This is a genomic window from Streptomyces sp. CA-181903 (genome assembly GCF_050937075.1).
Lineage (GTDB): Bacteria > Actinomycetota > Actinomycetes > Streptomycetales > Streptomycetaceae > Streptomyces.
Genome location: NZ_JBNJLY010000001.1, coordinates 7,088,754 through 7,101,255 on the forward strand (window position 1 = coordinate 7,088,754; position 12,502 = coordinate 7,101,255).

Annotated in this window: 12 protein-coding genes and 2 pseudogenes; 5 read left to right on the plus strand and 9 right to left on the minus strand. The window is 75.3% G+C overall.

Annotated features, from left to right (window positions below):
* Positions 1-116: 116 nt before the first annotated feature.
* Both ACQEVS_RS31405 and ACQEVS_RS31410 read right to left on the minus strand, forming a co-directional pair.
* Entirely contained in the window at positions 117-1,586 is a 1,470-nt protein-coding gene (locus ACQEVS_RS31405) for a hypothetical protein (protein ID WP_433026436.1), read from the minus strand.
* A gap of 357 nt (positions 1,587-1,943) precedes the next feature.
* Entirely contained in the window at positions 1,944-2,645 is a 702-nt protein-coding gene (locus tag ACQEVS_RS31410; RefSeq protein ID WP_433026439.1) for a hypothetical protein, read from the minus strand.
* A gap of 132 nt (positions 2,646-2,777) precedes the next feature.
* Between ACQEVS_RS31410 and ACQEVS_RS31415 the strand changes: the two genes are divergently transcribed.
* Complete coding sequence (locus ACQEVS_RS31415; RefSeq protein ID WP_433026442.1) at positions 2,778-3,221, plus strand: RICIN domain-containing protein; 444 nt, start codon at positions 2,778-2,780, stop codon at positions 3,219-3,221.
* A 54-nt stretch (positions 3,222-3,275) separates the two neighbouring features.
* Here ACQEVS_RS31415 and ACQEVS_RS31420 read toward each other — a convergent pair whose 3' ends face one another.
* On the minus strand, positions 3,276-3,593 hold the full coding sequence (locus tag ACQEVS_RS31420; protein WP_433026445.1) for an ArsR/SmtB family transcription factor: 318 nt from the start codon (positions 3,591-3,593) through the stop codon (positions 3,276-3,278).
* A gap of 130 nt (positions 3,594-3,723) precedes the next feature.
* On the opposite strand from ACQEVS_RS31420, the gene ACQEVS_RS31425 reads away from it, so the two are divergent.
* Both ACQEVS_RS31425 and ACQEVS_RS31430 read left to right on the plus strand, forming a co-directional pair.
* Complete coding sequence (locus tag ACQEVS_RS31425; RefSeq protein ID WP_433026448.1) at positions 3,724-4,047, plus strand: putative quinol monooxygenase; 324 nt, start codon at positions 3,724-3,726, stop codon at positions 4,045-4,047.
* Between the two features lie 222 nt (positions 4,048-4,269).
* Positions 4,270-4,581, plus strand: a complete 312-nt coding sequence (locus ACQEVS_RS31430) for an ester cyclase (protein ID WP_433028096.1) — start codon at positions 4,270-4,272, stop codon at positions 4,579-4,581.
* 15 nt (positions 4,582-4,596) lie between these two features.
* Here the strand turns inward: ACQEVS_RS31430 and ACQEVS_RS31435 are convergent, their stop codons facing one another.
* The gene (locus ACQEVS_RS31435; RefSeq protein ID WP_433026451.1) at positions 4,597-5,289 is read right to left on the minus strand and encodes a flavin reductase family protein; all 693 of its coding nucleotides are present in this window, start codon (positions 5,287-5,289) and stop codon (positions 4,597-4,599) included.
* A gap of 79 nt (positions 5,290-5,368) precedes the next feature.
* Positions 5,369-5,934, minus strand: a pseudogene (locus ACQEVS_RS31440) (helix-turn-helix domain-containing protein).
* An 89-nt stretch (positions 5,935-6,023) separates the two neighbouring features.
* Between ACQEVS_RS31440 and ACQEVS_RS31445 the strand changes: the two are divergent.
* Both ACQEVS_RS31445 and ACQEVS_RS31450 read left to right on the plus strand, forming a co-directional pair.
* Positions 6,024-6,365, plus strand: a pseudogene (locus tag ACQEVS_RS31445) (RraA family protein); the annotation flags it as partial.
* A 113-nt stretch (positions 6,366-6,478) separates the two neighbouring features.
* Positions 6,479-6,730 carry a hypothetical protein gene (locus tag ACQEVS_RS31450; protein WP_433028205.1) on the plus strand — a complete coding sequence of 84 codons (252 nt, stop codon included), beginning with the start codon at positions 6,479-6,481 and terminating at the stop codon, positions 6,728-6,730.
* Positions 6,731-6,789: 59 nt separating this feature from the next.
* Here ACQEVS_RS31450 and ACQEVS_RS31455 read toward each other — a convergent pair whose 3' ends face one another.
* The 4 genes from ACQEVS_RS31455 to ACQEVS_RS31470 form a co-directional block, all read right to left on the minus strand.
* Positions 6,790-8,367, minus strand: a complete 1,578-nt coding sequence (locus ACQEVS_RS31455) for an amidase (protein ID WP_433026454.1) — start codon at positions 8,365-8,367, stop codon at positions 6,790-6,792.
* Between the two features lie 236 nt (positions 8,368-8,603).
* A complete protein-coding gene (locus ACQEVS_RS31460; protein ID WP_433028099.1) occupies positions 8,604-9,131 on the minus strand; it encodes an isoprenylcysteine carboxyl methyltransferase family protein in 528 nt (175 codons plus the stop codon).
* Positions 9,132-9,201: 70 nt separating this feature from the next.
* On the minus strand, positions 9,202-10,266 hold the full coding sequence (locus tag ACQEVS_RS31465) for a type III polyketide synthase (protein ID WP_433028102.1): 1,065 nt from the start codon (positions 10,264-10,266) through the stop codon (positions 9,202-9,204).
* A 49-nt stretch (positions 10,267-10,315) separates the two neighbouring features.
* Positions 10,316-12,460 (minus strand): MMPL family transporter, encoded by a 2,145-nt coding sequence (locus tag ACQEVS_RS31470; RefSeq protein ID WP_433026457.1) that lies wholly within the window; start codon positions 12,458-12,460, stop codon positions 10,316-10,318.
* Between the last annotated feature and the right edge of the window lie 42 nt (positions 12,461-12,502).

Below are 12,502 nucleotides of genomic sequence, written 5' to 3' on the forward strand. Positions count from 1 at the left end.
CCGGCGCGGCGACGCGCTCCGGTCCGCGTCCGACGGGGCGGCCGGGAGGGAGACCTCCGGGCCGCCCCGCCGGCGTTCCGGGACCGTCCGCTGTGGGCCGCCGACGGCCCCCCGCCTCAAGGAATTTGACCCAGCACCCCGCCCTCCCGCAGGGCGTGGACCGCGCGCGGCGACAGCGGGCGGAGCGCCTCACGCAGGGTGTAGCCGTCGCGGTAGCGGTCGATGGCGTCGGCGACCCGCAAGGAGACGTACGAGCAGGTGCCCGTCCGGAGGTTGACGGCCAGGGCGCGGTCGGCGCGGGCGCTGCGCCGGCCGACGACGACGTCGGGGTCCAGGCCGCGTACGGAGTCCGGGTGCGGCCCCGGGGGCGGGAGGTAGGCGCCGGCGACGCGGCCGGGGGCGAGCCGGCCGGCCCGGGCCAGCGGACGGCCGAGCGTCGCGGCGAGGGCGGTCAGTTCCTCGGCGGACGGGAGGACCGGATCGAGCACGGGACGCCGCCGGGCCAGGTCGGGACCGGCGTCCCCCGGCGTCACCGGCGTCGAGGCCCAGAACGGATCGGACCAGTCGGCCGGCCAGTCGAAACGGCGGAGTCCGATCACCCGGTCCACGATGTCCTCCAGCCGGACCAGCGCCTCCTCCGCCGCCCCGGGCGGGATTCCGGGCGCGCCCAGCCAGAGTTCGGCGACGACGGTCGCGCCCCGGTCGCGGGCCGCGCCGACGGCGGAGGCCAGCCGGTCCCAGGACAGCTCGGTGCCGCCGCGGCCCACCGCGCGGTCGGCGGCGGCGCAGACGCCGATGACGGCGAGCCGGGGAGGCCGGGCACGACCGGGGCGGCCGGCTGTTCCGGTCGCGCCCGGCACCACCCCGCCCACCAACTCCCGCAGCCCCACCCGGCCCGCCCAGAGGCCGGGCGGCACCGGGTCGGCCGCGCGCTCGCGCCAGCGCAGGCCGTCGTCGGGAGCCGGACCGAACGGGTCCGCGAGCTCCCAGGCCATCCCCCGGGGCGCGGGCGTCAACCGGGCGCCGGCGAACGGCGGCAGATGCCCGAGCGCCGGGGCGTGGGCGGTCGCCCAGCGGCCCGTGAGCTCCAGCCGCCGCGCGCGGGGGAGTAGCGCCCGGGCGAGGGTCACGGCGGCGGGCACCTGCTGCTCGCGTTCGACGACCAGCCGTACGACGGTCCCGCGCGGCACGTCCGCGCACGCCCCCGCCAGGGCGCCGTCGTACGGGGCCGGGGCCGCCGCGACGCGCAGGACGTCGGCGGCGGACTCCAGGCTGCCGTCGGCCGGTTCGAGGTCGTCGAGGCAAAGCCGCACGCCGTGCCCCGGCTCGTGGAGCGCGCCCAGCACCGCGCCGAGCCCGCGCAGCCGGTGCAGCCTGGGCCGGGAGGCGTCGCCCAGGGCGCGGGTGCCGGCCGTCGCCATGAGCCGGTCACCGGGCGACCGCGACCGGGTGCGCAGCGCGCCGCGCGCCGCCTGGCGGGTCAACTCCGCGACGAAGCGGCGTCCGACGTCGACGACCGTGGCGCCGTCGGGGACTTCGGCGAGCCGCAGGGTGGGGTCGGCGCCGGGCGGCACGATGAGGATCATGCTTCTCCCGCTGTCGCGTGTGGTGGGCTGCCGTGAACTGCCGTGGTCCAGCTTCGAATTGACGCGACTTACACCAGACAGCTCCACCATATCAGGGTGAAGTGGGACGTTGGCCCCTGTCCCGACCTTTCCCCGTTTCTCGCGGAGTCAGGCCGGAACCGGCCTGCCCGGCGTTCGAGGGCAAGCGCGCGGAGCGCGGTCCCAGGGGGTCAGGTTGCCCCGGGAATCGGCGAAGGGGCGGGAGAGGGGCGCCTTCGAGACCCCGTCGACCGCCTGCCGGCGGACGCCGCGAACGCCGGAGGGGGCGCGGAACGGCACCGGCCGTCCCGCGCCCCCTCCCCGTACCCGCTCCTGGCGTCAGCCGCCCAGCGGCAGCAGGTACTCGACGGCCCGCCGGTCCGTCGGGACGAAGCCGACGGCGGTCAGCGCCGCGCCGAGGATGTCGTCGTCGGGCGCCGCGTACGCCTCGGCCGCGCCGACGGCCGGGTGCGCCTCGCGCAGCCGGCGCACCACCGCCGCGACCAGGGCCGTCAGCTCGTCGGGGACGTGCTCCTCCTCCCGGTCGTGGACCAGGATCGCGGTGTCGTCCTCGATCTCCACGTCGAACAGCGCGTCCTCCAGGCCGAGCCGGAAGACCGCGTCCTCGCCCGCCGGCCGCTCCTCCACCGGCCCGGCCGCGCCGGCCTCGGTGCGGGCGGCGGACAGCTCCAGCCGCCACCAGCGGTAGACGTCGCCGTCCTCGGTGGCGCCGAGCTCCTCCGAGACGGAGGGCGGCATCTCGTCGGACTCGGCGATCCAGCGCAGCGCGGTGCCGCCCGCCGCGCCGACCAGCGCGGCCGCCTCGCGCAGCATGGGGACGAGCGCCTCGAAGGCCCCTTCGGGCACGGCGGCGAAGCGGAGGGCCGGGTCGTCGGCCCCCAGGTCGAGGACGACGACCGAACCGATGACCTCGCCGTCCTCGCGCGCCAGGACGACCGCCGTGGTGCGCTCGTCCGCCCAGTGGCCGGCGGGTCCGGTGGCGTCGGTGCGCTCGCGGCAAACCTCAAGAGAAACAGACATACCCTGATCATCCCCTATTCCGGCGCGGAGGGGGCAGCCCACGCCACGCGCGTTACGATCATGGCTTTCACCGGGCGGCTTCATCGGCATCTTCAGCGGCGTCCTCACCGGCGCGCACGGGGGCAGGCAGGCATGGAAGGCACGTACCGCATCCGCAACGTCCACAGCGGCCTGCTGCTGCGCGTCGCCGGCGGGAGGGCGGGCGGCGGCGCCCCCGTCGTACAGGGCGCCGGTGACGGCACGCCCGCCGAACTCTGGCGCGTCTCGCCCGTGCACGAGGGCAGCGGCCTGCACCACGTGGTGAACGCCGGCAGCGGCAAGCGGCTGGACGTGGCCAACGCGTCGGTCGAGAACGGCGCCGCCGTCCAGCAGTGGAAGGCCAACGGCTACGGCGCCCAGGAGTGGCTGCTGGAGGAACTGGTCGAGGAGCCGGGGACCGTCGTCCTCGTCGCCCACATCAGCGGCCTCCTGCTGGAGGTCGCCGACGCGGCCACCGACGAGGGGGCGCGCGTACGGCAGTGGGAGGACCGCGACAGCCCCGCCCAGTGGTGGCGCCTGGAGGCCGCCGCCGGCTGACTCCGGCCCGGGGCCGTTCACCGGGGCGCCCGGGAGGCCGGAGTCCCGGCCCCGCTACTCCGCGGCCTCCGCCGCCACGATGTCCAGCAGCCCGGGGAACCGCCGCTCGATGTCGGCCCGGCGCAGCCGGGCCATCCTGCTGTTGCCCCGGTCCACCTGCCGGACCAGACCCGCTTCGCGCAGCGCGCGGAAGTGGTGGGTGACGGTCGCCTTCGAGACCGGCAGCGCGAACGAACTGCACGTCCGCGCCGTCCCCTCGGGCGCCCGCGCCAGCTCGCGCACCACCCGGCGGCGCAGCGGGTCGGCGAGCGCGGCGAGCACCGCGCCGAGTTCGATCTCCTCGACGGCAGGGTGGCCTTCGTCGTCGGGCACCGTGTGTCTCCCTCCCGGCCGGGTCCCGTAGGTATGGCTTGCATCGTACCTAACGTGTCGTCTAGCGTGCCAGGCCATAGGTACGAGATCAGTCGTACCTACCGTTCCCGTCACCCGAGGAGACAAGCCCATGTCCCAGCCGTTCACGCTCGTCGGCATCGCCCGCCCCAAGCCCGAACGGGCCGCGGAGCTCAAGGAGTTGCTGCTGTCCTTCGTCGAACCCACCCGGCGGGAACCGGGATGCCTGGAGTACCACTTCCACGAGGACCGCGACGAGCCGGGCGTCTTCGTCTTCTACGAGGCGTGGCGCTCCCGCGCCGACCTCGACGCCCACCTGGCGCTGCCGCACATCCGGGACTTCCAGGAGCGCCGCATGGACTACCTGGCCTCCGACCTGGAGGTCCGCTTCCTCGCCATGCACAGCCCCTACCGCCCGGACGCCGCGGCCGCCTGACGCCCCGCCCGGTGGTCAGACCCCGGCCCGGGCGCCGAACCCCGCGATCAGCGCCTCCACGGCGCAGGCGAACCGCTCCGCGTCGTCGGTGCCCGCACCCGTCCGGGCGGCCTCGCCGGTCAGCGGGTACCGGTCGGGGTCCAGGGCGGCGAGGACCGCGGTCGAGCCCGGGCCGTCGGGGGGCGCTACCTGGCCCATGACGTCATCGACCACAACAAGATCATCGCGGGGGAGCCGGACGAGCCGGGCGCGGCCTTCGAGGGGATCCGGCGGCAGCTCGCCGCGTTCGGGGAGTTCGCCGTCCGGACGGACGGGCTCGTCGCCGAGGGCGGCACAGTCGTGGCCCGGCTCACCGTCAGCGGCCGGCACACCGGCGAGCACCCCCGCATGCCCCGCCCGACCGGACGGACCTTCGAGGTGGAGCAGATCTGGGTGTTCACGGTGGCGGACGGCCGGATCACCGAGATCCGCGCCGTCAGCGACCGGCTGGGCATGTTCCTCCAGCTCGGCTGGGACTGGCCGGAGGCGGCCTGACCCGCTGCCGGAGCCTCAGCCGACCGGCGTCTCCCGCGCCCGGTCGACGTCGGGGCTCCGGTACCACCGCTCCGGAATGCTCGCCAGCCGCGAGCCGTGCACCCGCGGCCCCAGCCCGTACAGCTGCTGGAAGCTCATCACCAGCGGGCGCCAGGCGTCGGGGTCCACGTGGTCGTCCGTGCCCGGCAGCCGGATCCCGTCGTGGACGAACACCCGCCGCACCCGCACCTCGAACGCCACGATCGAGCCGCGCTGCCGCTCGTCGTCCTCGCCGATCGGATGCACCGCCTCCAGCACCGCCTCCATGGCGACCGGACACTCCGCCACCCGCGGCGCGGCCACCGTCTCGGACGGTACGGGGGTGAGCCCGGCCCTGCCGAACTTGTCCGGGACGTACCGGTATCCGCGCTCCGCCTTGCGCGGCGGCACCGGGTTCCGCCCGGTGGTGAGCGCGAGCCGGTCCACGTGGGCGGCGAGGGCGTCGGACGGCAGGTTGAGGACGCACTCCCGGGTGCGTGTCAGGTTCAGGCTGGTCTGCGCCCGGGCGGACAGCCCGAGCACGGCCCGCCAGCCGAGCCAGAACACCGACGACATGGGGGCGAGGTTGGGCGTGCCGTCCTCGTTCTCGGTCGAGAGCAGCACCACCGGGGTGCCGAAGTAGAGGATGTTCGGTTCGATGCGCGTGTGCGTGGGGTCGATCGTGGTCACGGACGCAAGCCTGGTCCGGGCGGGCGGCGTTGTCCGGCGGGGATCGGACGCCGTGTTCGCCGGCGGCGGGACCGGCGGCTCACGGCAGGACGGTGAACACGGCGTACCGCGCCGGCTCCGGCCCCGGGCAGCGGAAACGCGACCGGCCCCAGAGCCGGAAACGCAGGCAGTCGCCCGCCCGCAGGACGTGCGCGCCACCGGCCGCCGCCACCTCCACCACCCCTCCAGGACCCACACGTGCTGCTCCACCCCGGGCGCCCGCGGCGCCTCGCACACCACCTCCGCCCCCGGCCGCAGGATGTTCTCGGCGATCTCGCCGCGCAGCCCGGGCCCCGGCGGCGAGACCGACCGCCGTACCGCACCGGCCTCGTCGTCGCGCCGCACCGTCTGCCGTCCCGCCCGCACCGGCCGCGGCGGACCGTCCTCCACCTCGGCGAGCACCTGGGCCGCCGTCCGCCCGAACGCCGCGCACACCCGCGCCAGTTGGACGGCGGTCGGACTGATCTCGGCCCGTTCCAGCCGCGACAGCGTCGAACGGCTGACACCCGACCGGCGCGCGAGCTCGTCCAGCGGCCAGTCGCGCTCCGCCCGGAGCGCCGCCAGCCGGTGCGCCAGCCGTAGCCGTGCCTCCTGATCGTCTCTCATCCCCGGGACCGTATCCCAGTACCGGGAGACACCTCCCGGCGAGGCCGACGGACGTGGCAGCGTGGGCCCTTCGGCACGGGAGGATCACCATGGACCACGATGAACTCACCCGGCGCTTCTCCGCGCTGACCACCGCGCACGTCGCCGACGCCTGCGTACGCGCCGCACTCCCGGTGCGCGCCGCGCCGCCGGACGTCCGCCCCCTCGCCCCCGGCAGCCGCCTGGCCGGCCGGGCGTGCCCGGCGCGGCACGTCGGCAGCGTGGACGTCTTCCTGGAGGCGTACGGCGCGGCGGCCCCCGGCGACGTGCTCGTCGTCGACAACGACGGGCGGCTCGACGAGGCGTGCGTCGGCGACCTCGCCGTCCTGGAGGCCCGGCAGGCCGGGCTGAGCGGCGTGGTGGTCTGGGGCCTGCACCGCGACACGGCGGACCTGCGGGCCATCGGCCTGCCCGTCTTCAGCCTGGGCGCCACCCCGCCCGGACCCCGCCGCCTCGACCCCCGGCCCCGGAGGCACTGCGCTCCGCCGTCGTGGGGGAGTGGACGGTGGACCGGACGGACCTCGTCCTCGGCGACGACGACGGCGTCCTCTTCGTCCCCGCCGCCCGCGTCGACGAACTCCTCACCCTCGCCGCCACGATCCGCGACACCGAGCGCGACCAGTCCGAACGGATGCGCTCCGGCGTCTCGTTGCGCGAACAGGTCCGCTTCGACACGTACCTCGCCCGACGGCGGGAGAACCCCGGGCTGACCTTCCGCGACCACTTGCGGACGGTGGGCGGGGCCATCGAGGAGTGAGGCGCGGGCCGGTCGCACGGGGGTGGGCCGGGGCTCGCGCGCCGGCCCGCGGCACGCGGTCAGGGCAGCGTCGGGAGGCAGCCCGGCGGCGTACGGGACGGGCCCGCCTGCTCGAAGGCGTACGCGCAGCCGAGCACCAGCGCGTCCTCGCCCCGCGCCCCGACGAACGAGACGCCCAGCGGCAGCACCCCGCGCCCGTACCCGGCCGGCACGGTGACGTGCGGGTTCCCGGCCACCGCGGCGTCCCGGGTGACGGCGGCGAACGGGCCGTCCCCCGTCGTCCCGGCCAGGAGCGGCGCCGGGCCGGCGGTGGGGGTGACGAGCACGTCCAGCCGGTGCCGGACCAGCGTGCCGTCGAGCGCCCGCCGCGCCAGCCGGACCGCGTCGGCCCGGTGCCGCCGGTAGACCGGATCGCGGAGATCGCCGCCGGTCCGCTCCGCCCGTTCGAGGACGTCCTGGCCGAAAAGGGCCAACTCCGTCGCGGCGTGCCGGACGTTGTACGCGATGACGCCGGCCAGGTCCTTCGGGTGCGACCCGGGTGTGGCGGCGAGCCAGGCGCCGACGTCGTGCTTGAACTCCGTCAACAGGGCGGGTTCCAGGTGCCGTTCCGCCTCCTCGTCCGTGTCCGGCAGGTCCAGGCCCTCCACGATGACGGCGCCCAGGCCGCGGATCCGCTCGACGGCGTCGTCGAACACCCGCTCCGTCCACGGGTCGAGGCCCTCCGGGCGCCGTACGCCGACGCGCCGGCCGCGCAGCGCGCCGCGGTCGAGCACCGCGCCGGGGCCGGCGGGCAGGGCGCCGGCGGCGCGGGCGGTGACCGGGTCGGCGGGGTCGGGGCCGTGGATCGCCCACAACACCAGCGCCGCGTCGGCGACCGTACGGGCGAGGGGCCCGGCGGTGTCCTGGCGGGAGGAGAGCGGCACGATGCCGCCCCGGCTCACCAGCCCGCGCGTGGGCTTGAACCCGACCGTGGAGGTGACGCTCGCCGGCAGGACGATCGAACCGTCGGTCTCGGTGCCGATCGCCGCCACGGCCAGCCCGGCCGCCACGGCCACCGCCGAACCGCTGGACGACCCCGAGGGGCTGCGGTCGAGCACGTACGGGTTGCGCGTCTGGCCCCCGGTCGCGCTCCAGCCCGCCACGGAGTGCTCGGACCGGAAGTCGGCCCACTCCGTCATGTTCGCCTTCCCCAGCACCACGGCCCCCGCCGCCCGCAACCGCCGCACCAGGAACGCGTCCTCGGCGGGCCGCGCCCCCGACAGGGCCGCCGCACCGGCGGTGGTCGGCTGCCGGTCCGCGGTGCCGACGCTGTCCTTGAGGAGGACCGGGATCCCCTCCAGCGGCCCGCGCGCCCCGCCGGCGCGGCGGAGCGCGTCACTCCGGCGCGAGAGGGCCACGGCATCGGGATTGACGGTCGTCACCGCGCCCAGCAGCGGGTTCAGCCGCTCGATCCGTTCGAGGAGGGCGAGGGTGAGGCGCTCGGAGGTCAACGCGCCCTCTGCCATGTCCTGTTGCAGACCGGCGATCGTGCAGCGGTCAGGGTCGAGGGCGGGATCCGGGCCGACGGGCGCGCTCGCTCCCACCGCCGAGCCGGGTATCGATGCTCCTCCGGACGGGCACACGTGATTCTCCTCCACGCCGCGGTCCACGATTCCGTGACTCCGGCCGGACCGGCGCGGACCTCACCCGGCCCACGGCCTTCCCCTCGACCCGCGCCTGGCCGCGGCGGGTCCGCGCCGACCTTACGCGCCGCCGTGCCGACCCGCGCACCCACCCCGTCATGTCCGCCGGGCCTGCCGGGCAGGCCCGGAACCTCGACCCGTCGGACACACCTTGGGCCTCAGCAGCCCTTGATCGCGACCGAATACGTGCCCTAGGAAGCGAGCCCCAGCGCCCTGTTCTCCACCTGCAGCCGTACGGCCAGCAGCACCGCGTTGGCGGTGGTGAAGAGGAGAGCGGTCAGCCAGGCGTTGTAGACCAGGGGCAGGGCCAGGCCCTCGGTCACGACGATGACGTAGTTCGGGTGCCGGAGCCAGCGGTAGGGGCCGCGGGTCTCCAGGGGCATGCCCGGGACGACGATCACGCGCGTGTTCCAGCGTGGGCCGAGCGACCGCACGCACCACCACCGGGCCACCTGGACCAGGGAGGTGGCGGCCAGGGCCGGCCAGCCGACCGCCGGTACGAACTGCCGGTGGGCCGCCCCGACCTCGACCAGGATGCCGACGAGCAGGCCGGCGTGGAGGGCGACCATGGCCGGATAGTGCCGGCGGCCGTACTCCACCCCGCCGTTGGCGGCGGCCCAGCGCGCGTGCCGCTGCGCCACGAGGAGTTCGAGGCCGCGCTCCACAGCGATCAAGGCGATGAGCGCCAGCAACCCGGCGGGGAGCTGGCCCGAGCCCAGGACCGTCACGATGCCATTCCTTTCGATTCTTTCGATTCCTTGCGTCGGGAGGGGGCGGGGCGGTCGCGGTTCACCAGCGGACCAGGGCGAGTTCGATGGCGAACCCCGGACCCATGGCCGCGACGAGCCCCGGCGTACCGGGCCGTGGAGGTGTCCGCATCGTCGTGTGCAGGACGTCCAGGACGGAGACGGAGGAGAGGTTGCCCCGTTCCGAGAGGGACCGGCGCGTGGGCTCCAGAGCCGCGGGCGGCAGGTCGAAGGACCTCTCCACGGCGGTGAGGACCTTGGGGCCGCCACCGTGGACGATCCAGCTCCCGACCTGGCCCGGCAGCAGATCGTAGGCGCCGAGGAAGTCATGGACGGCCTTGGGCAGATGCTCCTCGGTGAGCGTGGGCACCTCGGGGGCGAGCAGGATCCTGAAGCCGTGGGATCCGATGTCCCAGCCGAGCACTTCCTCGCTGTCGGGGACCAGCCGGCTGCGGGAATCCACGAGCTGGGGGCCCGCCGCCGCGGCTTCGGCGCCCCGGTGTCCGCCGACGGCCACGACCGCGGCCGCGCCGTCCCCGAAGAGGCTGCCGGCGACGATGTTCGCCATCGAGGTGTCCTGCATCTGATACGCCAGCGAGCACAGTTCCACCGCCAGGAGGACGGCCACATGGTCCGGGTGGGCCCGGAGGTAGTCGTTCAGCCGGGCGAGTCCGGCGGCCCCTCCCGCGCAGCCGTACCCGAACAGGGGGATGCGTGTGACGTCCGGCCGCAGGCCCACCCGGTGGGCCAGGCGGGCCTCCAGCGAAGGCACGGCGAGGCCCGTCACGGTGGTGCTGATCACCGCGTCGACCTCGCCCGGCGCCACTCCCGCCGCCCGCAGGGCCCCGGTGAGCGCGCGTTCCCCGAGCTCCAGGGCGGCGTCGTGCCACAAGCGGTTGTTCTCGGTGAAGTCGTCGAGCTCGATGAGCCGCTCCAGCGGGAGGGCGAAGTGCCGTGTGGCCACCCCGGCGTTGGCCTGGATCTTGCGCAGCATCAGGATCCCCGTCTGGGATTCCATCAGTGTGGTGCGCGCCAGGGCGGCCATGATGTCCTCCTGGCGGTACCGATGGGGTGGTACGGCCGTCTCGATCGCGGTCACCCGGGGCAAGGGTTCGTCCGGCCCCCAGGCGAAGCCCTCCGTGAACCGACTCATTGACTCAGCCTTCTCCTTCCTTCGCGTGTGCGGTCATCCCGCGTACGGCCGTCCGCCGTGTGATCCGACTGCCGTGTGGTGTCCACCAGTTGGCCGGTCCCAGGGCCGCCATGACGGCGGGGACCAGGACACCGCGTACCAGTACGGCGTCCACGAGGGCACCGAGGGCGATACCGATGCCGATGAGCTTGAGGAGGGCGACATCGGACATGCCCATGGCGGCGGTCGAGACCGCGACGGCCGCGGCTGCCGAGGTCATCAGCCGGCCGGTGCGCGCGATGCCGTCGACGATCGAGCCGCGGTTGTCGTGGCTGCGTTCGTACTCCTCGCGGATGCGGCCGAGCAGGAAGACCTCGTAGTCCACCGACAGGGCGAGCGTGATGAAGAGGACGAACAGCAACGTGGAGGCGTCCAGCGCGCCCGGTGCGGTGAAATCGCCGAGCACGGCACGGCCGTGGCCGTCCTGGAAGAGGAGGACCATCGCCCCCAGACCGGCCCCGAGGCTGACGGCCGCCACGGCCACGGCCTTGAGGGGGGCGACGGGGGAGCGGGTGAACAGCCCGAGGAGCACCATGAGTCCCACCGCCAGGAGCAGCCCGCACGTCGGCAGGGCGCCGCGCACCGCGGTCGAGCTGTCCGCGATCTCCGCGGCCCGTCCGCCGACCGCCACGGCTCCCGGCGCGGGTTCCTCCCGCACCCTCCGCACCAGCGTCTCCGCCTCGGAGGTGCCGGGTGGCGCGGCGGAGGCGACCAACAGCACGGCGGCCTCCTCCCTTCCTGCCGCGGCGGACCGGACGGTGCGTTCCACGCGTACGCCCGCCACGCCCGGAAGACCGTTGAGGCGTGCGGCGTAGGCCGGCGCGGCGTCCCGCGTCCGGGGGCCGGTCACCACCACGGACAGGACGCGCTCGGGCGGGACGGCGAACTCGTGGCCCACGCGGGCGGCGGCGGAGGCCGCCGACGCGGACGGGGGCAGGGTGCGTTCGTCCACGAGGCCCAGCCTGGCGTGGGTGAACGGGACCGCCATCAGGACCAGGGCGAGGACCGCGAGGCCGCCGGCGAGGAGAGGCCGCGCGGTGACCGCCCGTGTCGTCCTCCGCCAGAAGCGGCTGTCGTCCCCGGTGTCCGTACGCCGCCACCGTGCCAGCGGATCCCACGCCTCGACGCGCGGGCCGAGCAGCCGAAGGCAAGACGGCAGCACCAACAGGGCGACGAGCGCGGACAGCACGGTGACGACCATGCCCGCCAGGGAGAGTCCGCGCAGCAGGGGAACGGGAACCACCATGGCGGTGGCCAGACAGGTGGTGACGGCGGCCGCGGAGAAGGCGACCGAACGGCCGCTGGAGCGGAGAGCGGCGGTCAGCGCCGTTTCCCGGTCCATGCCCCGTGCCATCTCCTCGCGTACCCGGGCCAGCAGGAAGAGGCTGTAGTCGACGGCCATGCCGAGCCCGACGGCGGAGGCGGCGCTCACCGCGACCCGTGACACATCGGTCCATTGGGCCAGCACACCGAGGACCGGAAGCGTGCAGCCGACGGCCGTCACGGCCACGAGGACCGGCAGCAAGGCGGCGACGACCGATCCATAGGCGAGGACCAGGAGGAGGAAGAGCACCGGCGCCGCGATCAACTCGGCGCGGCGCAGGTCGTGTTCGATCGTCTCGTCGATCTCCCGGTTGGTCCAGACCTCGCCGCTCGGCTCCACGCGGGCCCCCGAAGCGGCGGACCGTGCGGCGGCCACGACGCCGGGGGCCGCGGTCTTGCGTTCCTTGTCCGTCCCTCTCAGCCGCACGCCGATGAGCAGGGACCGGCCGTCCTTCGACCGCAGCCAGGTGTCGCCGGTCGTCCGGGCGGACCACACCGCCCGTACGGCCGGATGCCGGGAGAGGGTCTTCACCACGGCCCCGGCGTCTTCCCCGACCGTCCCCGTCCCGCCTCCCTCGCCGGGCCGGTCCACGGTGAGCAGCAGATCGGGCGAGGGCACGCCCAGCCGCTCGGCCTGCCGCCCGGCTCGCCCGGCCTCGGTTCCCGTGGCGACCGCGCCGCCTGTGCCCAGCGCCGAAAGCGCGACCGGGGCCAGTGCCCAGGCGCACACCGCGGCGAGCACGGCGCACACCACCACGAGCCACGCCCGCCGCCGTACCGCTTCCACCCGTGTATCCCTCCCGCCCGCTGGGCCGTACCGTCGTCGGAT

Excerpts from the sequence above, each read along its gene's own strand:
- ACQEVS_RS31405 (WP_433026436.1), bottom strand. The coding sequence starts at position 1,586 with ATGATCCTCATCGTGCCGCCCGGCGCCGACCCCACCCTGCGGCTCGCC.
- ACQEVS_RS31410 (WP_433026439.1), bottom strand. The coding sequence starts at position 2,645 with ATGTCTGTTTCTCTTGAGGTTTGCCGCGAGCGCACCGACGCCACCGGA.
- ACQEVS_RS31415 (WP_433026442.1), top strand. The coding sequence starts at position 2,778 with ATGGAAGGCACGTACCGCATCCGCAACGTCCACAGCGGCCTGCTGCTG.
- ACQEVS_RS31425 (WP_433026448.1), top strand. The coding sequence starts at position 3,724 with ATGTCCCAGCCGTTCACGCTCGTCGGCATCGCCCGCCCCAAGCCCGAA.